This is a genomic window from Enterobacter cloacae complex sp. P13B (assembly GCF_014895915.1).
GTDB lineage: Bacteria > Pseudomonadota > Gammaproteobacteria > Enterobacterales > Enterobacteriaceae > Enterobacter > Enterobacter bugandensis.
Genome location: NZ_JADBQN010000042.1, coordinates 1 through 20,879, shown reverse-complemented (window position 1 = coordinate 20,879; position 20,879 = coordinate 1). Strand labels below are relative to the sequence as shown.

Genomic DNA, 20,879 nt, shown 5'->3' with positions numbered 1-20,879 from the left:
AAAGCGCCGCTGCGGCGCAAATTTGCGAGACCGCTTCCGCGGAAAACCTGCGTTCTGTCACATTTTTTTGCAATTAAGCCAGGTAACGACATCAGAAGTCCCGTAAAAAGGTCATCGATTTTTAATGACCTGAGGATATACCGTTGAAACGCCGTCTGTTTATTGCTGTTTCTTTACTCGCTTCGAGTGTCTCATCTGCTTTTGCGGCCGAACCACTGGATTTTTCGCCGCAGCCTCCGGCCATTCAGGCTGGCTCCTGGGTGCTGATGGATTACACGACTGGTCAAATTTTAACGGCGGGCAACGAACATCAGCAACGTAACCCGGCGAGCCTCACCAAGCTGATGACGGGCTATGTGGTGGATCGGGCCATTGACAGCCATCGCATTTCGCCGGATGACATTGTCACCGTAGGGCGTGACGCGTGGGCGAAAGGGAACCCGGTGTTTGACGGTTCGTCGCTGATGTTTCTGAAAGAGGGCGATCGCGTCACCGTGCGTGATTTAAGCCGCGGTCTGATTGTCGATTCCGGCAACGATGCCTGCGTGGCGCTGGCCGATCACGTGGCGGGCGGGCAGCCGCAGTTTGTGAAGATGATGAACGACTACGTGCAGAAGCTGAACCTGCGTGATACGCACTTTGAAACCGTCCACGGTCTGGACGCGCCGGGCCAGCACAGCTCGGCCTATGACCTGGCCGTGCTCTCCCGGGCCATCATTCACGGTGAGCCAGAGTTTTATCATATGTACAGCGAAAAGAGTCTCACCTGGAACGGCATCACCCAGCAAAACCGTAACGGCCTGCTGTGGGATAAAACCATGAACGTGGACGGCCTGAAAACGGGGCATACCTCAGGAGCAGGCTTTAACCTTATTGCCTCCGCGGTGGACGGTCAGCGTCGTTTGATTGCGGTGGTGATGGGCGCGGACAGCCCGAAAGGGCGCGAGGACCAGGCGCGTAAGCTACTGCACTGGGGACAACAGAACTTCGATACGGTGCAGATCCTGCATAACGGTAAAAAAGTCGGAACAGAGCGTATCTGGTACGGCGATAAAGAACAGGTGAAACTGGGCACCGACCAGGACTTCTGGCTGGCCCTGCCGAAAGCGGAAGTACCGAACATCAAAGCCAAATACGTGCTGGATAAAAAAGAGCTGGAAGCACCGATTGCCGCGCATCAGCGGGTCGGGGAGATCCAGCTCTATGACCGCGACAAGGTCGTGGCGCACTGGCCTCTGGTCACTCTGGAAGCCGTTGATAAGGGAGGCGTATTCTCACGTCTGAGCGATTATCTTCACCACACGATTTAACCGCTGATGGGCAGACTGGCAGGGTTGCGAGTCTGCTCACATAATAAACACTCCTCGTTTGCCGATAATAGAAATCCTGCTTTATAGTGTATAAATATACAGTGCTAATCGGAGGCAGCATGGACTACAGCATCAAGCAGCAACAGAAACGTAAGATTGCGGGTTTTCATCTTGTTGGGCCGTGGGAAAAAACGGTCAAGCAGGGCTTTGAACAGCTGGTCATGTGGGTAGACGGGCGTCACATTGAGCCGCTGGAGTGGGTGGCGGTCTATTACGATAACCCCGATGAGGTTCCGGCAGAAAAACTGCGCTGCGATACGGCCGTTACCGTACCGGATGATTTCGTCATCCCGGAAAACAGCGAAGGGGTGATGATGACGGAAATCGCGGCCGGTGATTATGCCGTGGCGACGGCGCGCGTGGAAAACTACGACTTTGCAACCCCGTGGTATCAGTTCTTTAATTCCCTGCTGCAGGATAATAAATACCAGATGGCGCTTAAGCCCTGCTTTGAGCGCTATCTCAATGATGGCAACGCGGACGGCTACTGGGATATTGAAATGTTTATCGCGGTAGAGCACAAAACGGTTTAAGCCTGCTTAATGAAGGGTTTTTCAGCCGGGAGCGATCCGCCCGGCTGAAAACACAGTACAATTGTGATTTGCCGTGTTGCTGGAGAGCGGGTGTGCGTCCCGACAAATCATTAACCCCTTTTGAAATTCGCTTATATAAACATTACCGCGTGGTGCACGGGTGTCGCATCGCGCTGGCGTTCGTGTTGACCTTTGTACTGGTCAGGTTGCTGGATATACCGGAAGGAACGTGGCCGCTGATCACGCTGGTGGTGGTGATGGGGCCAATCTCATTTTGGGGCAACGTTGTCCCGCGCGCCTTCGAGCGGATAGGTGGTACCGTGCTTGGCTCTGCCCTGGGGCTGATTGCCCTGAAGCTTGAGCTCATCTCATTTCCAGTGATGCTGGCATGGTGCGGTGCCGCCATGTTCCTGTGCGGCTGGCTGGCGCTGGGCAAACGGCCTTATCAGGCGCTGCTGATTGGTATCACTCTCGCGGTCGTGGTCGGCGCGCCAGCAGGGGATATGACCACGGCGATGTGGCGAAGCGGGGATGTTATTCTGGGCTCGCTGCTCGCCATGCTGTTTACCGGCATCTGGCCGCAGCGGGCTTTTCTGCACTGGCGTATCCAGATGGCTAACTACGTCACGGCGTTTAACCGCGTTTACCAGGCGGGGTTTTCACCGAATCTGGTTGAGCGTCCCCGGCTGGAAAAGCATCTGCAAACCATCCTCAACGACGTGGTCAAAATGCGCGGCCTGATAGTACCAGCCAGTAAAGAGACCCATATTCAGAAAGCGATTTTCGAAGCTATCCAGACGGTCAGCCGCAATCTGGTGTGCATGCTTGAACTGCAAATCAACGCGCACTGGGCCACGCGTCCCAGCCATCTGTTGATGCTTAACGCCCAGACCCTCAAAGAGACGCAGATGATGACGCAGCAGACCCTGCTGACCATCGCCCATGCGCTCTATGAAGGCAACCCGCAGCCCGTGCTGGCGAACAGCGAGCGTCTCAATGAAATCGTGGCGGAACTGAAGCAGTTAATCAACGAGCGGCAGGGCGATAACGTGGCGGAAACGCCCATTCACGGCTATGTCTGGCTGAGCCTGGAGCTGGCGCGACAGCTTGAGCTGCTATCGCACCTGATTTGTCGGGCGCTGCGCAAATAAAACGCGGATGTGACGCCTGCTGCTTCGATTCAGCAGCAATTGGGGTTATGATAGCTTTAAACGATATAGCCATTGTCATTCGCAGCCGCTGTCAGTAAGGTTATTGTTACAGCGGTTGCTTTAACGAATCCGAATCTCACATTATCAGGGGTGTAAAAAATGGAAACTATCAAGCCTTCGTTCCAGGATGTTCTGGAATTCGTCCGCCTGTTCCGCCGCAAAAACAAACTGCAGCGTGAAATCCAGGACGTTGAGAAGAAGATCCGTGACAACCAGAAACGTGTTCTGCTGCTCGATAACCTGAGCGACTACATCAAGCCGGGCATGAGCGTTGAAGCTATTCAGGGCATCATCGCCAGCATGAAGAGCGACTATGAAGACCGCGTTGATGATTACATCATCAAAAATGCCGAGCTGTCCAAAGAGCGTCGCGACATCTCCAAAAAGCTGAAAGTGATGGGCGAAATCAAAAACGCCGAAGCTAAAAGCGAATAATCGCAGCGAATTGTGAAAAAGGCTCTCTGGTGACAGGGAGCCTTTTTTATTTGACGATCAACGGTCCGCTGATTTGTAGGTCGGGTCAGGCGCAGCCGCAAGCCGACAATTTTATCTACTGTAGAAAAGCAAAAAGCCTGCTACAAAGCAGGCTTTTTAAATTTGGCTCCTCTGACTGGACTCGAACCAGTGACATACGGATTAACAGTCCGCCGTTCTACCGACTGAACTACAGAGGAATCGTTGTGGAGGCTTATCTTAGCGGCGAAAAAACTTTTGTCAAACCTGATCTTAGGGAAAATCGACTGATTGCCGATTCTGTCGTCAGTTTGTTGTAAATACACACATCTTTTTCAGGAAAATACTTTGCAGGATTAGCATTTCTCCCCCATCATTTGAAATGGAGTTTCAACTATTCTCGCTAAGGTCCATTTTGAACGTCACTGCCCCTCTGCGCCAGGCGATCGTGCGCACGCCATGGTACGCAAAACGTAAAAGCTATCGTGTTCTGTTCTGGCGTGAAATCACCCCTCTTGCCGTGCCTATTTTCCTGGAAAATACCTGCGTTCTGCTGATGGGAGTGCTGAGCACCTTCCTGGTAAGCTGGCTGGGGAAAGAGGCGATGGCGGGGGTCGGGCTGGCAGACAGCTTTAACATGGTGGTGATGTCATTCTTTGCCGCCATCGATCTCGGGACGACGGTTGTGGTGGCCTTTAGTCTCGGCAAGCTGGATCCCAAACGCGCGCGCGAGGCTGCACGTCAGTCGCTGATGATCATGACCCTCTTTTCGATTGTTCTGGCGGCGGTGATCCACTATTTCGGTAAAGAGATTATCGATTTTGTCGCCGGGGAAGCCACGAACGAGGTGAAGGAACTGGCGCTGACCTATCTCGAAATGACCGTCTTAAGCTATCCGGCGGCGGCCATCGCGTTGATTGGCAGCGGCGCGCTGCGCGGGGCAGGTAACACCAAAATCCCGCTACTGATCAACGGTGGGATGAATATCCTGAATATCATCATCAGCAGCGTGCTGATCTACGGCGCGTTCTCGTGGGATGGTCTGGGGTTCGTCGGGGCCGGGCTGGGATTAACCATATCACGCTATATCGGTGCGGCGGCCATCATCGGGGTGCTGATGACGGGGATTACCCCCTCGCTGCGTCTTACGCTTAAGAGCTATTTCCGGCCCTTTAATTTCGCCATTATCTGGGAAGTGATGGGGATTGGTATTCCCGCGAGCATTGAATCCGTGTTGTTCAACGGCGGGAAGCTGCTCACGCAGATGTTTGTCGCCGGAATGGGCACCGACGTTATCGCCGGTAACTTTATCGCCTTCTCCATCGCCTCGCTGATTAACCTGCCGGGTAACGCCCTTGGGTCGGCATCAACCATCATCACGGGTAAACGGCTCGGGAAAGGGCAGATAGGCCAGGCGGAGCGGCAGCTGCGCCATGTGTTCTGGCTGTCGACGATTGGGCTGACGCTGATCGCCTGGGGTACCGCGCCGTTTGCCGGGCTGATGGCCGCGTTCTATACCCACGAAGATGACGTGAAAGAGGTGGTGAAGATCCTTATCTGGCTCAACGCCGCCTTTATGCCCATCTGGGCGGCATCCTGGGTGTTGCCTGCCGGGCTGAAAGGGGCGCGCGATGCCCGTTTTGCCATGTGGGTGTCCATGCTTGGCATGTGGGGGTGTCGCGTTGTGGCGGGCTATACGCTGGGCGTGGTGCTGGGCTGGGGCGTGGTGGGCGTCTGGCTGGGGATGTTCCTTGACTGGGCCGTACGCGGGGCGCTGTTCTACTGGCGCATGGTCAGCGGGCGCTGGCTGTGGAAATATCCGCGACAAAATGCCTGACAATTGCGCGAAATGGAGAATAATTCGGCAAACGATCGGAAATATGCATTCTGCCTTTGACATCATCGGGGAGCATCGATAATATGCGCCCCGTTCACACGATTCCTCTGTAGTTCAGTCGGTAGAACGGCGGACTGTTAATCCGTATGTCACTGGTTCGAGTCCAGTCAGAGGAGCCAAATTTGAAAAGCCTGCTTTTAAAGCAGGCTTTTTGCTTTTCTGCGTCAGGTAAATGCAAAACGGCAACCTTGTTGCCGTTTTTAGTGTTTTCACCCTCTCCCGTGGGAGAGGGATGGAGTGAGGGCATCAGACCGCACGAAATTACACACGAACCGGCGCCGTCGCCGCCTCCAGCCACGAACGCGCCTCGCTATTAACCAGCGGTGACAGCGCCTCACGTACCTGCTGATGATACTCATCCAGCCACTGCTTTTCCTGCTCGCTCAACAGATCCAGCTCGACCTGGCTTAAATCAATCGGGATCAGCGTCAGAGAAGCAAATTTGCAAAATCCCGGACGGCTCTCCACTATCTCCACCTGGTTTTCAATACGGATACCGTGGCTATCGCCCAGATAGTATCCCGGCTCAATGGTCATGATGTTGCCTGCCACCAGCGGCCACGGGTTGACCTTTTTGGCGATGCGATGCGGGTTTTCGTGGATCAGAAGCTGGTGGCCCACGCCGTGCCCGGTACCGTGATCGTAATCCAGCCCCATCTCCCACAGCGGACGACGCGCGAAAGCATCCAGCTGGTGCCCCTGCGTACCGGAAGGGAACTGCAGGGTAATCAGCGACAGGAAGCCTCTCAGCACGGCGGTGTAGTGCAGACGCTGCTGCGAGGGGACATTACCCCACGCCAGCGTGCGCGTGGCATCGGTGGTGCCGTTAGCGTACTGACCGCCCGAATCGTTCAGGTAAAAATGGTTATGGCCGAGGGGCTTGTTGTTGGCCTCGCATGAATGATAGTGGCACATCGCCGCATTGCTCGAAGAGGCGGAAATGGTCGCGAAACTCTGCTCGATAAAACCGGGCTGCTGTTTGCGAAATGCCAGCTGCTGCGCCTGTACTTCCAGCTCCGTTAGCGGTTGTCCCGCCGCCGCACGCAGCGGCACTTCGCGGCTCAGCCAGGCCAGGAAGTTGACCCACGCGGCGCCGTCCTGGAGATGGCACTCGCGATACCCTGCCAGCTCGACCGGGTTTTTGGTAGCCTTAATGAGGGTAATGGGATCGGTTCGCCAGACAATTTCACCGCGCGGTTCAATGGCAAAGCGCAGGGCCACCGGCGCGGAGTCGGCATCAACCATTACCCGCTTCCCTTCAGCAAGTTGCTGACAGCGTTCAATAAAGGTGTCCTGTGGCGCAATCGTGAAGGCGTTCAGAACTGCATCAGGGAGTTCTGCGAGCTTATTATCGTTAACAAACCACTCAACGCGGCTGTCGCGACCGAGCAGGGCAAATGAGAGCGGTACCGGACTGGTGGGGATATCTGAGCCGCGCACGTTGAGCAGCCACGCAATGTTATCCGGCAGCGTAACGGCCAGGTAGTCAGCGTTGTTCGCGGCCAGCACGGCGGCAACGCGCTGACGTTTGTCTTCGCTGCTTTCACCGCTTATCGCAACCGGCATCTCACGGATAAGCCCCGCCGGTGCGGCAGGGCGATCGATCCATAAGGCGTCAAACGGTGACGCGTTCAGCGGCACGAGCGCGCACGGTGTGGCAGACAGCTGCGTAAACTCGGTATTCGTCATCAGCATTGGGTCAAAACCGATGCGCGTGCCCGCCGCGACGTTGGCCGTCAGCCAGTCTGCCAGCGGCTCGTTGTGCAGATGGTGGATCTCAACCTCATCCATATTCACCTGAACGCGGGCCTGCACCTGATAGCGCCCGTCGACGAACAGCAGCGCTTTATCCCTCAGTACCAGCGCGACGCCAGCAGAGCCGTTAAAGCCTGTCAGCCAGGCCAGCTTTTCGTCGTTCGACGCGCAATTCTCGCTTTGCCAGGCATCGGTGCGCGGAACGATCATCCCGTCGAGGCTGTTTTCCTGAAGCCACTGACGCAGGGCAGAGAGCGGAGTAGGGGTGTGCATGGTTTTTCCTTATTGTTATTAGCGGAACGGCGGCTCGTTGAAGGTGCGCAGCTTGCGCGAATGCAGTCGGTCGCCTTCCGCCCGCAGCAAGTCGATGGCGCGAATGCCGATCTGCAAATGTTCGGAAATCGCCCCTTCATAGAAACGGTTGGCCTGACCCGGCAGCTTAATTTCGCCGTGCAGCGGCTTATCGGACACGCACAGCAGCGTGCCGTAAGGAACGCGGAAGCGATACCCCTGCGCGGCGATGGTGGCGCTCTCCATATCAATCGCCACCGCTCGGCTCAGGTTGAAGCGCAGCGCGGAGGCGGAGTAACGCAGCTCCCAGTTGCGGTCATCCGTTGTCACCACCGTACCGGTACGCAGGCGCTGTTTGACCTCTTCACCCGGCATGCCGCTGACCTCTTTGGTGGCGTCGTAGAGCGCGCGCTGTACTTCGGCGATGCTCGGGATTGGGATATCCGGCGGCAGTACCGCATCCAGCACATGGTCGTCGCGCAGATAGGCGTGGGCCAGCACGTAATCGCCAATCAGCTGGCTTTCGCGCAGGCCGCCGCAGTGGCCAATCATCAGCCACACGTCGGGGCGCAGCACTGCCAGATGGTCACAGATGGTTTTGGCGTTCGACGGGCCGACGCCGATGTTGATCAGGGTGATCCCCTGACCGTCGGCGGTGATCAGGTGCCAGGCGGGCATCTGGTGTTTTTTCCACGCCAGATCGGAGATGGCCTGCTCGGGCGCTTCGGTCTCGGCGGTGATCCAGATCCCGCCCGCGCAGGAGAGGGCGATATATGGACTGTCCGGATCAAGGATCTGGCTACAGCCCCAGCGAACGAACTCGTCCACGTAGCGGGTGTAGTTGGTAAACAGCACAAACGGCTGGAAATGCTCGGCGGGCGTGCCGGTGTAGTGGCGCAGGCGCGCCAGGGAGAAATCCACCCGACGGGCGTCAAAATGCGACAGGGGTGAAAACTCTGCCGGGTGATAAATCCCGTCAGCCGTCTCATCGCCAATCTGTGACAGTTCCGTCGTTGGGAAGTGGCGGGTCAGTCCCGCGCTCATGGAGCGGTCAAGAGTTAGCGCCGAACCGTCAATCACGTACGGATACGGGATCTCGTGCTGTGAAGGCTCCACGGCAATGTGCGCGCCGTAATCCTGATACAACAGCGTTAGCTGCTCTTCCAGATAGGGGCGGAACAGTGCAGGGCGGGTGACGGTGGTGCTGTAGCAGCCGGAGTGGGTAAAACGGGCGTAGGCGCGGGTTTTCGGCGTCGTGCTTGCGCTGCCGTCCCAGGTTACAGAGAGCGATGGATAAACAAAAAGGCCTTCGTTTCTGGCCTTTTGATCGGGAAGTTTCCCCGTTTCGATGTATTCGCTGATGGCGCTGCGCAGCGCGTTGACGGACTGTTCATACAGCGCGTCGAGTTTTTCCAGCGCCTGAGCCGGGGTCAGGCTGGAGCCCTTATTATTCATCTCTGTCTCCTTGTTCCACAGGTGTGCGACTCTATCCGATAGTATGTCACACGCCTGTGAAACAAAAGGGAGATCAGCGGTGGCTCGTCTCTTTCATCAGAAGCGCCGTCGCTGCCGACAGCAGGCAGCCGGCCAGCAGATAAATCGCCACGCTGTGCCAGTTACCGCCGGAGAAGGTCACCAGCGCGGCGGCAATAAACGGCGTAAACCCGCCGCCGACCACGCTTGCCACCTGGTAGCCCACGCCCGCGCCGCTGTAGCGGTAGCTGGCGCCGAACAGTTCGGTAAACATCGGCTGCTGCACGCAGACCACCATATCGTGAGCGATGTTGGCGAGCATAATGGCGAAGAAGACAATCCAGAACACAGACTGCGCCTCCAGCGCCATAAAGAACGGCCAGGCGCTGAGGGTGCCAATCAGCGCGCCGGTGATGTAGACGCGGCGGCGACCAAACCGGTCCGCCAGCCAGGCGAAGCAGGGGATGGTCAGACAGCTGATCCCGCCGACCAGCAGGCCGATATTCAGGAACAGTTCGCGCGGCAGGCCGAGGTTCTGCGTCGAGTAGTTCAGCGCAAACGCGGTAACGATATACATCGTCAGCAGTTCGCACAGGCGCAGGGCGATGATTTTCAGAAAAGCGCCAGGGTGCCGAATCAGGGCTTCCATCACCGGCAGCCGTTTTTTGACGGACGGCTCCTCACGCTGTTGCTGTTCGAACTCTGCCGACTCATCCATCCCGTTGCGGATCCACAGCGCGGCAATCACCAGCACGATGCTGAAGATAAAAGGGATGCGCCAGCCCCAGCTCAGAAACTGCGCGTCGGTGGTGAGCTGGCTGATTAACGACACCAGCCCTGTGGAAAGTAACAGCCCGACGCCGTACCCGACCTGCACGCCGCTGCTGTAAAACGCTTTCTTGTTTTTTGGCGCGCTCTCAACGGATAACAGCGCCGCGCCGCCCCATTCGCCGCCCACGGCGAAGCCCTGAATGGCGCGCAGCGTCACCAGCAGCACAGGCGCCCACCAGCCAATAGCGGAAAACGAAGGAAGAATGCCAATCAGCGCGGTGGCAATCCCCATCATCCAGACGGTAAGCATCAGCATCCGCTTGCGGCCAAGCCGGTCGCCGAAGTGGCCGAAAATCACCCCGCCCAGCGGGCGAAACAGAAAGCCGACGCCGAAGGTGGCAAACGCGGCGAGGGTGCCCATCGCGGGGCTAACCTGAGGGAAAAACTCGCGGTTAAACACCAGCGCGGCGGTGATGCCGTAGAGCAGAAAATCATACCAGTCGACGACGGCACCTGCGAAGCTGCCGAGTGCAGCGCGGCGGGCGCGATTGAGCGAAGGTATCTCCTCGTTGGGACGATCGGAGGTGAGGGTGGAGTCCATAGTTATCCTGTCCGTACTGTTTTTTATTATTGGTATAAGAAAATTTCACTCACATTGCGTCCGTCATATAAACGGAACCTATGAGACTACCGCGACAAAACGCCTGAGAAAACGTTTTTATCTTTCCGGAAGGAGCTGAATAAATAAATTTCATTTTGCCCTGCCTCGAGATAAATCAGTCTGTTTGGCTCCGGTTCGTGCTGAATGGATTACAGTAATAGATACCGCTGCGTGACTAAAGCTGAGGGAAAAACGATGCAACGTAACTTTTGTGCATTCTGGATGGTCCTGTTTTTATTCGCCGCACCGCTTCATGCCGAGCCGAAAGTCTATGGCGAACAGCGTATTAGCGGCTGGTGGAATGCGCTGACGGATGATATCTCCCAGACCTGGGAAGAGCCGCAACGTTACGATCTGTACCTGCCGTTTCTGAGCTGGCACGCCCGCTTTATGTACGATAAAGAAAAAACCGACAATTACAACGAAATGCCGTGGGGCGGCGGCCTGGGCGTGTCCCGCTATAACGAAGAGGGCAACTGGAGCGCGCTTTTCGCAATGATGTTCAAGGACTCGCACAACGAATGGCAGCCCGCGATGGGCTATGGCTGGGAGAAGGGCTGGTATCTGGATAATGCCAAAGATTTCCGCCTTGGGCTCGGTGCCGCCGCGGGCATCACGGCGCGAGATGATTTTGCGAACTATGTGCCTTTGCCGTTCATCTTCCCACTGTTTTCTGCCGGCTATAAGCGCGTTACCGTCCAGTTCACCTATATTCCCGGAACGTATAACAACGGCAACGTGCTTTTTGCCTGGCTGCGCTTAGGCTTTTAAAGGGTGATCACCTTTTTTGCCACGGCGTTAGACAATACCAGCATGGAGAAGAGAACAGAGGTGACGAACGTAAGCACAATCAGCGCCAGCTTCATGCCGAGAGAGGTCACCGGTATCAGCGCCGTCAGCAGATGAAACACCGAGTAGTGCACAATATATACGCCTGTCATCGTTTTGCTGATGGCGGCCAGAATGGACTCCTTTAATTCAGCATTGCGGCGAAAGTGAACGCCGTTCGCCGCAATCACCAGGGCAATAATCAGAATGTAGATCTGCGAGCCGGTGAGAATAAAGGCGTTCCTGTCGGCCTTAAACAGGGCAAAAAAGAAGTGGCGCTCGTAAAACCAGGTGAAGAGATAGATAAACGGGATGGCGACAACCGCCGCCCGAACCACGTTTTTGCGGCTTATCCACTCGGCGACTTTTGGGTCGCAGAAGAGCTGTCCGGTCAGATAAAACAGCAGCCATGTCCACAGCCGATACTGCGGCGAAAGCGAAAGGACGTGCGTTTCAGGATAAAGCGCCGATAACAGATCGTATCCGTAGGAAAAGCACAGCAGAGCAGCAATCGCGCCGCAGAACAGCGATCTCCGCTGGCTAAGCCACTCCACCGCCGGGTGGAAGGTGTAAATCACGACAAAGGCGAACACGAACCAGGGCTGAATTAAATACCCGCGCTGATAAGGCTCCCAGAGGTAGTAGATCGTTATCCAGAACAGAAAAACAATCACCAGACTTTTTATTTTCCCCAGCTGCCAGCGCGTGCCGTGCCGTGATTGCCCGTCGAGATAGCCCGACACCACAAAAAACAGCGGCGTGGCGATGGTCGAGATAAAGGTTAAAAAGCCCAGGATCCAGTGATAGTCATAGTCATAATGATCCCAGGTATTGTAGATGGTGAAGAAGGTGACCGCCGTCATACAGCCCAGCGTCTTGATAATGTTCAGCCCTGTCGCATTCATTGTTGTTTGGCTTCGTCCTTACGATGGAAACACGCATAGATCACGGGGAGTACCAGTAGCGTCAGGATTGTAGCAAACCCCAGTCCAAACATAATCACAACGGCCATGCTCTGGAAGAAAACATCCAGCAGCAGCGGTGCCAGGCCAAGTACGGTCGTGAACGCGGTGAGCAGGATAGGGCGCAGGCGCGAGGTGGCGGCATAAACGATCGCGCTGTGCTGATCCTTGTGCGTTTTCTGCTGTTCGATCTCTTCCACCAGCACGATGCCGTTGCGGATGAGCATTCCGCTCAGGCTCAGCAGACCAATCAGCGCCATAAAGCCAAAGGGAATGCCGGTAATTAAAAATCCTGGCGTGACGCCAATCAACGCCAGCGGTACGGTTAGCCAGATCGCGACGGCATTTTTTACCGAGCTGAACATCAGCACCGTAATAACAAACATCACCAGATACCCGAGAGGTAGCGTAGTGAACAGCCCTTGCTGCGCTTCGCTGGAGTTTTCCGCGTCGCCCCCCCACTCGATGCTGTAGCCGTGTGGCAGGGGAAGGGCATCCACCTGCGGCTTCACGCGGGCGAGAATATCACCGGAGGTTTGCTGGCTCAGCGGGTCCGGATCCGTCTGAACCGTCAGTACCCGCGAGCGGTCGCGTCGAAGGATGAGCGGATCTTCCCACTCCAGCGTGAAGCTGCTGACGACGTTACTCAGCGGGATATACTGCTGCCGCGCATGGCTCCACACCAGCACGTTGTTCAGGTGGCTGGCGTCCAGCCTTTCGCTTTCCGGGGGCCGCACCACCACGGGCAGCAGGTCACTGCCTTCCCGATACAACCCCGCCCGGCTGCCGGAGAAATTCATCTCCAGCGCGTTGTCGACGTCCTGCTTATCCACGCCAAGCTCGCGTCCCAGCGCGGCGACGTACTGCGGACGGATCACTTTGCTGCGGTTTTGCCAGTCGTTTCGGACGCTCCCCGTGGCCGGGTCGCGCGCCAGGATATCGTCCACCTGGCTGGCAATCAGACGCAGCCTGTCAGGATCCGGGCCTTTAATGCGCACTTCAATGGCGCTGTCGCCGGAGGGCCCAAACATCACCCGTTTCGTGCTGGCGTTGACCTGCGGGTAGTTACGCGCGATGTACTCATCCACGTAGCGCGTCAGCGCGGAGATGCTGCGCTGGTCATCCATACGCACCATGATCTGCGCGTAGTTGCTGTACTGCCGCTGTCCGCTGTAGGTCAGAATAAAGCGCATGCTCCCCTGACCGATGGTGGAGACGGTGGTTTCCACGCCGGGCCGTCCCTTGATGGTTTTCTCAATATCGCCGGTCATTTTCTCGGTCCATTTGATATCGGTACCGTAGGGTAACCAGAGGTCGACAAAGAAAATCGGCGTATTGGACGACGGGAAAAAGTTTTGCCGCACCGCGCCAAACCCCCAGACAGACGCGGCCAGCAGGGCGGCCATCACTACCAGCGTCGGCGCTTTATGGTGCAGCAGTGCGTTCAGCAGGTGCTGGTAGAGGCGGTAGAGACGTTTGTCGTAAGGATCTGACTCGTCAGCGGCATCCGGCGCGCTGTCGTTTTTAAACAACCACCACTTAATCAGCACCGGGGTGAGGGTGAGCGCCGAGAACCAGCTCAGCATCAGGGAAATCAGCAGCACCTGGAACAGAGATTTACAGTATTCCCCGGTGGAATCCTGCGATAGCCCGATAGGGGCAAACGCAAGGATGGCGATCACCGTCGCCCCCAGCAGCGGCAGGGCGGAGCGGCGGATGATGTTGTTAACGGCGGTTAACAGCGGAGAGCCCTGCTGCCGGGCAATCAATACCCCTTCGACAATCACGATGGCGTTATCCACCAGCATGCTGAGGGCGATAATCAGCGCCCCGAGCGAGATGCGCTGTAGCTCAATGCCACACAGATACATAATCAGCAGCGTGCCCAGCACGTTAAGGGCGAGAGAAACCGCGATGATGATCCCGCTGCGTACCCCCATAAAGATCAGCAGCACGCCAATGACAATCGCCAGCGCCATCAGGAAGTTAATAATAAAACCGTTAACAGAGTGGCCCACTTCGGCTGCCTGATCGTAAAACAGATCTATCTGTATGCCTGCCGGTTTTTCCGCCGACATCTGGTATAGCTTCGCCTCCAGCGCGTGGCCCACGTCGATCACGTTCACGCCGGGAATAAACGAGACGCCCATGGTGACGGCTTTTTTGCCGTTGGCATGGTAGATACTGGCGGGCGATTCGTTCAGCCCGCGCGACAGCGTGGCGATATCCCGCAGGCGCGTCGCCGCCCCGGTGCCGGAAGGCGTGATGATGAGATCCGCCAGTTCATCGAGATTCTCGAACTCACCGGTCGGGTGCAGACGAATGGATTCGCTGCCGGAGGTGATTTCTCCGGCGCTGGAAACGACGTTGAGCCTGCTGAGCAGGGCGGAAAGCTGGTTCAGCGTAATGCCGCGCGCGGCCATTTTAGTCAGGGAAATATCGATGTTGACCTGTTGGCTAATGGCCCCGCCGATGGCGACCTTCGCGACGCCGGGAACCAGAATCAACGCGCGGCGCAGCTGCTCTGCATATCTCACCAGTTCAGGATTACTGAATTCATCCCCGGAAATGGCGAAGAAGAAGCCGAACACGTCACCGAAATCGTCATTCACAAAGGGCGTGACGACGCCGGGCGGGAACTGACGCGAGGCATCGCCCACGCGGCGGCGCAGCTCATCCCAAATCTGCGGCAGTTCGTTCGAGTGATAGCGTGAAGCGATATTGACGGTGATTTGCGACAGCCCGTTTGAAGAGATGGAGCTTACGTTGTCCAGATAAGGCAGCTGCTGAAGGGCATTCTCCAGCGGCAGCGTCACCTCTTCTTCAACCTGCTGAGCGGATGCGCCGGGGTAGTGGGTGACCACCACGGCGGTTTTGATGGTAAAGGCGGGATCTTCCAGCCTGCCAATATTCAACAGGGCGAAAATCCCCCCAATGCCCAGCAGCAGAATCGTTAGCCAGACGCGAACCGGGTTATTAATAAATTGACGAGTGATATCCATTACAGTCCCCGCTCACGCGTCCAGATACGCACCGGCTGGTTAGCATGGAGCTCTCCCACGCCTGCGGCCACCACGCGCTCGCCCGCCTTAAGCCCGCTGGTGATCGTCACGCCTTCGGTTATCACTTGCCCCACGCTGACCTTGCGGTCTTCAAGATGGAGCGTGTCGCCTTCTCCCGCCACAACCCAGACGTGCGGCTCATTGCGTGGGCTGTTGTCCGGGTTAAAGACGGCCTCAACCGGTACAACCAGCGCCTGAGCGTCCGCGCCAGCCGGGAGGTTGGTTAAATTGATGGTCACCGTACCGCTTACGCCACCGACGGCGGGAAAATCATCCGGTCGCGGCATGGTCAGTATCACCTGCCAGGTCAGGGTATTACTGTCGCTGCTGCCCGAGTGCTCTTTGTAGACGGCGGTAAATTCCCGATCCGGAATGGCGTTAATTCTCACTACCGGACGATACTGCGCGTTGCGGATATCAAAGGTCTTAAACAGGTTTTCAGGGATGCTGAACACCACGTCAAGCAGATCGGTGCGGGTTAACGTCGCGATGGGCTGACCGGCAGACACCACCTGATGGTTTCGGACATGTACGCTGGCCGCCGTCCCGCTGAAGGGGGCGACGAGCGTCATCTGATTCAACTCTTCGCGGGCAATCTGCAGCGCCGCATTCGCCGAATCGCGGTTCGCACGCTGCACGTCCATTTCGGCTTTCGAAATCGCCTGGCGGCCCGCCAGCGTCTGGAAGCGATCGAACTGCCTCTGGGCCAGCGTCGCCGCCGTCTGCCTGTCGTTAACCCGCTGCTGGGCTTCACGGGCGTTCAGTCTTGCAAGCTGTTGGCCCTGCTTGATGGCTGCGCCCTGACGCACATCGAGCGCTTCAATTTGACCAGCGCGCTTGAAGGAAAGGTCTGTGGCATCGCCCGATTCAATGCGGGCGGGAAAAACGCGCTGCTGGGCGTGACCGGGAACCGTCACCTCCGCCACTTTAACCATTCTGGGCAGGGGGGAGGCTTGTTCAGGTTTAGGATCGCACGCCGTGAGCGTTAACAAAACGAACGGTAAAAGAGAGAGGTAGCGGTTCACTGTATTCCCCTAATAAATAACTGTTTTATTTATTCCATAACCTGGACAGGGGTGACACTATTCTGCCAGAACAGTGACGACCATATAGGTAAATAAACCAATCGCCGTGCTGGCGATAATGGCAAGCGCAATAAACATACCCAGTCGGATCAGGCTTATGCCATACATACATTCCTCCATGAGCCGGAAGCGGTAACTCACTATGAGCATAGTCGGCGAAAAGATAAATGTTAAATAACCATTAGCAGTGGGGACGCGCTAAACCTGAAATTCCTGTGCTACGTTTAATATTATTCATCTCTTTTACCGTAACTGGCATTAAGGGCAACCCCCTGCATTTAATGCGTTTTTTGCTTCATTCACTCTCATGTTGGTTATAAAAAGGATGCTCGATATGTATAAAAACATTCTCGTTCCGGTGGATGTCTACGAGACAAGCCTGGCGGATAAAGCGTTGCAGCATGCACAGTTTCTGGCGCAAAGCGCATTGGGTGACATTCATTTGCTGCACGTCATGCCAAAATTTTCAGCCGAGCTGACGCGCGGTTTTATTTCAGATGCGCGAAAGATGGATGAATATATGATTAATAATTCAAAAGAAAAACTGTCTGACCTGGTCAAAAAATTGAATTTGCCAGAAGAGCGCGTTCACCTCCATGTTCGCAGCGGAAATGTTCGTGATGAGGTTATTAAGCTGGCAGATGAACTTGCTGCTGGCGCGATTATCGTCGGCTCCCGCAATCCAAATATTCAAACCCATTTGTTAGGATCGGAGGCGGCAAGTATTGTTCGTTACGCCCATGTTCCTGTTTTCGTTATTCGTTAATTTCATGAAAGCAAGGTGATTTCTGAATAGAACCTGAGGAAGTGACAATGAAAACAGGAAAACCTGAACGTCCGTATTATCAACAAACCGTTGATGAAACCCTGTCGAATATCCACTCCACTCTGGAAGGACTTAGTGGCACTGAGGCATCAGCCCGACTTCAGCAGCATGGTGAGAATGCGTTACCGCAAAAAAAGGGCAAACCCGCCTGGCTGCGCTTCCTGGCGCATTTTAACGATGTACTGATTTACGTTCTGCTGGTGGCCGCGTTGCTTAAGCTCTTTATGGGCCACTGGGTAGACATGTTTGTGATCCTTGGGGTTGCCATCATTAACGCGCTGATCGGCCATATCCAGGAGAGCAATGCTGAGAAATCGTTGCAGAGTATTCGCAATATGCTCTCCAGCGAAGCCGTGGTGGTACGACAGGGGAATCATGAAACGATCCCTACTACGGCGCTGGTCCCGGGCGATATCGTGGTGATCCGCGCCGGGGATCGTATCCCTGCGGACCTGCGCGTGATTGAGGCGCATAACCTTCGCGTGGAGGAGGCCATCCTGACTGGCGAATCCACCGTTGTTGAGAAAAACAGCGATGCGTTAAGCGGGGAACTGCCCTTAGGCGATCGCTATAATCTGCTCTACTCAGGCACCACCGTCAGCTCCGGCGGCGGTAAAGGCGTGGTGGTGGCAACCGGGGGCGAGACCGAGCTTGGCCACATCAATCAGATGATGTCCGACATTGAAAAGCACCGCACGCCGCTGATGGTGCAGATGGACAAGCTCGGTAAGACCATTTTCATCACTATCCTGGTGATGATGGTAGCGCTGTTCGTCTTTAGCCTCCTGTTCCGGGATATGCCGGTTTCTGAACTGGTGCTGTCGCTTATCAGCCTCGCCGTTGCCGCCGTGCCGGAAGGCCTGCCGGCCATCATTTCCATCATCCTTTCGCTTGGCGTACAGGCCATGGCGCGTCGCAAGGCCATTATTCGCAAGTTGCCCACGGTGGAAACCCTGGGCGCAATGACGGTCATCTGCTCGGATAAAACCGGCACCCTGACGATGAATGAAATGACGGTCAAAGCGGTGATTACCGCTGACACGACCTATCGCGTGGAGGGCGACAGCTACGAACCGGTGGGGAATATTCACCCCGTAGATGACCCGACGCCCGTCAGCGTGACGCAGGGTTCCCTGCTGGAACGCTACCTGCGCACCATTGACCTCTGTAATGACAGCCAGCTGATCAAAGACGAGCAGGGGCTGTGGAAAATCACCGGAGGACCAACCGAGGGCGCCCTGAAGGTGCTGGCGGCGAAAATCCCGCTCCCACCGCTTGAGACGGAAATGCGCAGTAAAATCCCGTTTGATTCGCAGTATAAATACATGTCCACGCTCTACCGACTGGGTGAAGAAGAGGCGATTTTAATCACCGGCGCGCCGGACGTCCTGTTCCGCCTCTGCCAGTACCAGCAGACGAATGACGGACTGCAGCCGTTCAATCAACCTTACTGGGAAGGGAAGATTGAAGAGTATGCCCGGGAAGGGCTGCGCATGGTGGCGGCGGCCTGGAAACCTGCCCGCGAGGGACAGCGCGAGCTGGATCACCCGGACCTCCATGATGGCGTGATCCTGCTGGGTATTGCAGGAATGATGGATCCGCCGCGTCCGGAGGCCATTACCGCGATTGCCGACTGTCTGCAGGCCGGGATTCGCGTGAAAATGATCACCGGCGACCACCCGCAAACGGCCATGAGCATTGGGCAAATGCTGGGGATTGGTAACGCCGCAAGCGCAATCACCGGACGTGAGCTGGAGGCGATGGACGACCGTCAGCTGAGCGACGCCGCGCAGCAGTACGATATTTTCGCCCGAACCAGCCCGGAGGATAAATTCCGCCTCGTGCAGGCCCTGCAAAGTAAACAGGAAGTGGTGGGCATGACCGGGGATGGCGTAAACGATGCCCCGGCGCTCAAGCGGGCGGATGTGGGTATCGCCATGGGGATTAAGGGGACTGAGGTCACCAAGGAAGCCGCCGACATGGTGTTAACGGATGACAACTTTGCCACCATTGCCAGTGCGGTCCACGAGGGACGGCGGGTTTACGATAACCTGAAAAAAACGATTCTGTTCGTTATCCCGAGCAACATCGCGCAGGCCCTGCTGATCATCATCGCGCTGCTGGCGGGGAACCTGATTCCGCTGACGCCGGTCCTGATCCTGTGGATGAACATGGCGACGTCAGCAACCCTGTCGTTTGGCCTGGCGTTTGAAGCGGGTGAGAAGGACATCATGAATCGGCCACCGCGCAAGGCGAATCTGCATGTGATGGACGGCTACGCTATCTGGCGCGTGGTGTTTGTCGGTCTGATGATTGCCATTAGCGCCTTCGTGCTGGAAGCCTGGCTACAGCCGCGCGGCTACTCGGCGGAATTCATTCGCACCGTGCTGCTGCAAACCCTGGTGACCGCGCAGTGGTTCTACATGCTCAACTGTCGCGTTAATGACGGCTTCTCACTGAGCAAAGGTCTGCTGGCGAATAAAGGGATTTGGATCGTGAGCGGCGTACTGCTTGCGCTACAGCTTCTTATCATTTACGCCCCGTTCATGCAGATGCTGTTTGGCACCGAAGCGCTGCCGTTCCGCTACTGGGTCATTACCTTCCTGATTGGTTTTGTGATGTTCCTTATTGTCGAGGCGGAAAAAGTGCTGACGCGCAGATGGCGTAAAATCGAAGCGTAATAGCGTAAACTGAGAAAGCCTGCCTGAGTCCAGGCTTTCTCTTTTGTGAGCACAGGAAATTATGATGCGACTTACCTGGTTCGTCCTTACGCTGTGTGCCGCTGTTCCCAGTGCGTTTGCCGTAACCTATACCCTGCCGCCGGAAGGCAGTCGGCTGGTGGGAACCCCGATTACCATCACCGTTCCCGAGCGCAATACGTTACCGCTTGAGGCCTTTGCTGCACAGCACGGGCTGGGGCTCAGCAATATGCTGGAAGCGAACCCGGGCGTGGATCCTTTTTTGCCCAAATCCGGCACCCGGCTGGTCATTCCTCAGCAGCTGATTTTACCCGACACCGTGCGCGAGGGGATTGTCGTTAACGTGGCGGAAATGCGTCTCTACTATTACCCGCCGGGCAGCAATACCGTTGAAGTACTGCCCATCGGCATCGGTCAGGCCGGGCGCGAAACTCCGCGTAACTGGGTCACGGCGGTTGAGCGCAAGCAGGAGGGCCCCACCTGGTCACCTACGCCGAACACGCGTCGTGCCTATGCGGCAGAGGGGAAAACGCTGCCCGCCTTCGTGCCCGCCGGGCCGGATAACCCGATGGGGTTGTATGCGATATATATCGGCAGGCTATATGCCATACACGGCACAAACTCCAATTTCGGCATTGGGCTGCGGGTGAGCCAGGGCTGTATTCGTCTGCGTAACAACGACATTAAATATCTTTTTGATAATGTCCCCGTGGGCACCCGCGTGCAGCTTATCGATCGCCCCGTTAAGGTGACCACGGAGCCGGACGGCAGCCGCTGGGTGGAGGTTCACGAACCGCTGTCGCGTAACCGGGCGGAATTTGAATCGAGCCGGAAAGTGCCTCTGCCCATCTCCGCCGCACAGCAGACACAGTTGATAAACGAGGGGGCGGGCGCTGAACTGGAACGGCGGTCGGGGATGCCGGTTAAAATCGGCATGTGAAGGCATAGTGCGGGCTGGTGCCCTCACCCCAACCCTCTCCCATGTACAGTCCGGGGACATGG

Annotated in this window: 15 protein-coding genes and 2 tRNA genes; 10 read left to right on the top strand and 7 right to left on the bottom strand. The window is 56.4% G+C overall.

All coding sequences use genetic code 11. The annotated features are described in order from the left end of the window. The first annotated feature begins 143 nt into the window (after positions 1–143). The 4 genes from dacD to IM273_RS18025 all read left to right on the top strand — a co-directional run bounded on the left by dacD (position 144) and on the right by IM273_RS18025 (position 3,549). Positions 144–1,310 (top strand): serine-type D-Ala-D-Ala carboxypeptidase DacD, encoded by a 1,167-nt coding sequence (dacD, locus tag IM273_RS18040; protein WP_193051745.1) that lies wholly within the window; start codon positions 144–146, stop codon positions 1,308–1,310. A gap of 119 nt (positions 1,311–1,429) precedes the next feature. Further along, entirely contained in the window at positions 1,430–1,903 is a 474-nt protein-coding gene (sbmC, locus tag IM273_RS18035) for a DNA gyrase inhibitor SbmC (protein ID WP_028013756.1), read from the top strand. Between the two features lie 92 nt (positions 1,904–1,995). After that, positions 1,996–3,054: an FUSC family protein gene (locus IM273_RS18030; RefSeq protein ID WP_028013755.1), complete on the top strand. Its 1,059-nt coding sequence runs from the start codon at positions 1,996–1,998 to the stop codon at positions 3,052–3,054. A 159-nt stretch (positions 3,055–3,213) separates the two neighbouring features. Then, the gene (locus IM273_RS18025; RefSeq protein ID WP_028013754.1) at positions 3,214–3,549 is read left to right on the top strand and encodes a DUF496 family protein; all 336 of its coding nucleotides are present in this window, start codon (positions 3,214–3,216) and stop codon (positions 3,547–3,549) included. A 163-nt stretch (positions 3,550–3,712) separates the two neighbouring features. On the opposite strand, the gene IM273_RS18020 is transcribed toward IM273_RS18025, so the two are convergent. Continuing rightward, positions 3,713–3,788: transfer RNA gene (locus IM273_RS18020), tRNA-Asn, on the bottom strand. Positions 3,789–3,949: 161 nt separating this feature from the next. On the opposite strand from IM273_RS18020, the gene emmdR reads away from it, so the two are divergent. Together emmdR and IM273_RS18010 are read left to right on the top strand one after the other, a co-directional pair. Beyond that, on the top strand, positions 3,950–5,404 hold the full coding sequence (emmdR, locus tag IM273_RS18015) for a multidrug efflux MATE transporter EmmdR (RefSeq protein WP_120266864.1): 1,455 nt from the start codon (positions 3,950–3,952) through the stop codon (positions 5,402–5,404). A 103-nt stretch (positions 5,405–5,507) separates the two neighbouring features. Further along, positions 5,508–5,583, top strand: a tRNA-Asn gene (locus tag IM273_RS18010). Between the two features lie 142 nt (positions 5,584–5,725). Here IM273_RS18010 and IM273_RS18005 read toward each other — a convergent pair. The 3 genes from IM273_RS18005 to shiA all read right to left on the bottom strand — a co-directional run bounded on the left by IM273_RS18005 (position 5,726) and on the right by shiA (position 10,355). Then, complete coding sequence (locus IM273_RS18005) at positions 5,726–7,492, bottom strand: aminopeptidase P family protein (RefSeq protein WP_193051744.1); 1,767 nt, start codon at positions 7,490–7,492, stop codon at positions 5,726–5,728. A gap of 18 nt (positions 7,493–7,510) precedes the next feature. Further along, positions 7,511–8,965: an AMP nucleosidase gene (locus tag IM273_RS18000; RefSeq protein WP_041909184.1), complete on the bottom strand. Its 1,455-nt coding sequence runs from the start codon at positions 8,963–8,965 to the stop codon at positions 7,511–7,513. A gap of 73 nt (positions 8,966–9,038) precedes the next feature. Beyond that, positions 9,039–10,355, bottom strand: a complete 1,317-nt coding sequence (gene shiA / locus IM273_RS17995) for a shikimate transporter (protein WP_193051743.1) — start codon at positions 10,353–10,355, stop codon at positions 9,039–9,041. A 255-nt stretch (positions 10,356–10,610) separates the two neighbouring features. Between shiA and pagP the strand changes: the two genes are divergently transcribed. Next, the gene (pagP, locus tag IM273_RS17990; RefSeq protein ID WP_193051742.1) at positions 10,611–11,186 is read left to right on the top strand and encodes a lipid IV(A) palmitoyltransferase PagP; all 576 of its coding nucleotides are present in this window, start codon (positions 10,611–10,613) and stop codon (positions 11,184–11,186) included. Here the strand turns inward: pagP and IM273_RS17985 are convergent. Genes IM273_RS17985 through IM273_RS17975 form a run of 3 tightly spaced genes read right to left on the bottom strand, consistent with a single transcriptional unit; the run spans position 11,183 to position 16,292 of the window. Then, positions 11,183–12,148: an acyltransferase gene (locus IM273_RS17985; protein WP_100170001.1), complete on the bottom strand. Its 966-nt coding sequence runs from the start codon at positions 12,146–12,148 to the stop codon at positions 11,183–11,185. The genes pagP and IM273_RS17985 overlap by 4 nt on opposite strands. Further along, positions 12,145–15,207 carry an efflux RND transporter permease subunit gene (locus IM273_RS17980; RefSeq protein WP_193051741.1) on the bottom strand — a complete coding sequence of 1,021 codons (3,063 nt, stop codon included), beginning with the start codon at positions 15,205–15,207 and terminating at the stop codon, positions 12,145–12,147. The genes IM273_RS17985 and IM273_RS17980 overlap by 4 nt, the downstream gene beginning before the upstream one ends. Then, positions 15,207–16,292 carry an efflux RND transporter periplasmic adaptor subunit gene (locus IM273_RS17975; protein WP_028013746.1) on the bottom strand — a complete coding sequence of 362 codons (1,086 nt, stop codon included), beginning with the start codon at positions 16,290–16,292 and terminating at the stop codon, positions 15,207–15,209. The genes IM273_RS17980 and IM273_RS17975 overlap by 1 nt, the downstream gene beginning before the upstream one ends. A 394-nt stretch (positions 16,293–16,686) precedes the next feature. Between IM273_RS17975 and IM273_RS17970 the strand changes: the two genes are divergently transcribed. The 3 genes from IM273_RS17970 to ldtA all read left to right on the top strand — a co-directional run bounded on the left by IM273_RS17970 (position 16,687) and on the right by ldtA (position 20,817). Further along, positions 16,687–17,118, top strand: coding sequence for a universal stress protein (locus tag IM273_RS17970; RefSeq protein WP_028013745.1), 432 nt, complete (start codon positions 16,687–16,689; stop codon positions 17,116–17,118). Between the two features lie 47 nt (positions 17,119–17,165). Then, on the top strand, positions 17,166–19,859 hold the full coding sequence (locus IM273_RS17965) for a cation-transporting P-type ATPase (protein ID WP_193051740.1): 2,694 nt from the start codon (positions 17,166–17,168) through the stop codon (positions 19,857–19,859). A gap of 61 nt (positions 19,860–19,920) precedes the next feature. Beyond that, positions 19,921–20,817 (top strand): L,D-transpeptidase, encoded by an 897-nt coding sequence (gene ldtA / locus IM273_RS17960; RefSeq protein ID WP_045260382.1) that lies wholly within the window; start codon positions 19,921–19,923, stop codon positions 20,815–20,817. Positions 20,818–20,879: the final 62 nt, after the last annotated feature.

What these genes read in the sequence shown, in the direction of transcription:
- pagP (WP_193051742.1), top strand. Translation starts at nt 10,611, where the DNA reads ATGCAACGTAACTTTTGTGCATTCTGGATGGTCCTGTTTTTATTCGCC.
- sbmC (WP_028013756.1), top strand. Translation starts at nt 1,430, where the DNA reads ATGGACTACAGCATCAAGCAGCAACAGAAACGTAAGATTGCGGGTTTT.
- emmdR (WP_120266864.1), top strand. Translation starts at nt 3,950, where the DNA reads ATGGAGTTTCAACTATTCTCGCTAAGGTCCATTTTGAACGTCACTGCC.
- IM273_RS17980 (WP_193051741.1), bottom strand. Translation starts at nt 15,207, where the DNA reads ATGGATATCACTCGTCAATTTATTAATAACCCGGTTCGCGTCTGGCTA.
- IM273_RS17970 (WP_028013745.1), top strand. Translation starts at nt 16,687, where the DNA reads ATGTATAAAAACATTCTCGTTCCGGTGGATGTCTACGAGACAAGCCTG.
- IM273_RS17985 (WP_100170001.1), bottom strand. Translation starts at nt 12,148, where the DNA reads ATGAATGCGACAGGGCTGAACATTATCAAGACGCTGGGCTGTATGACG.
- shiA (WP_193051743.1), bottom strand. Translation starts at nt 10,355, where the DNA reads ATGGACTCCACCCTCACCTCCGATCGTCCCAACGAGGAGATACCTTCG.
- IM273_RS18025 (WP_028013754.1), top strand. Translation starts at nt 3,214, where the DNA reads ATGGAAACTATCAAGCCTTCGTTCCAGGATGTTCTGGAATTCGTCCGC.
- ldtA (WP_045260382.1), top strand. Translation starts at nt 19,921, where the DNA reads ATGATGCGACTTACCTGGTTCGTCCTTACGCTGTGTGCCGCTGTTCCC.
- IM273_RS18005 (WP_193051744.1), bottom strand. Translation starts at nt 7,492, where the DNA reads ATGCACACCCCTACTCCGCTCTCTGCCCTGCGTCAGTGGCTTCAGGAA.
- IM273_RS18000 (WP_041909184.1), bottom strand. Translation starts at nt 8,965, where the DNA reads ATGAATAATAAGGGCTCCAGCCTGACCCCGGCTCAGGCGCTGGAAAAA.
- IM273_RS17965 (WP_193051740.1), top strand. Translation starts at nt 17,166, where the DNA reads ATGAAAACAGGAAAACCTGAACGTCCGTATTATCAACAAACCGTTGAT.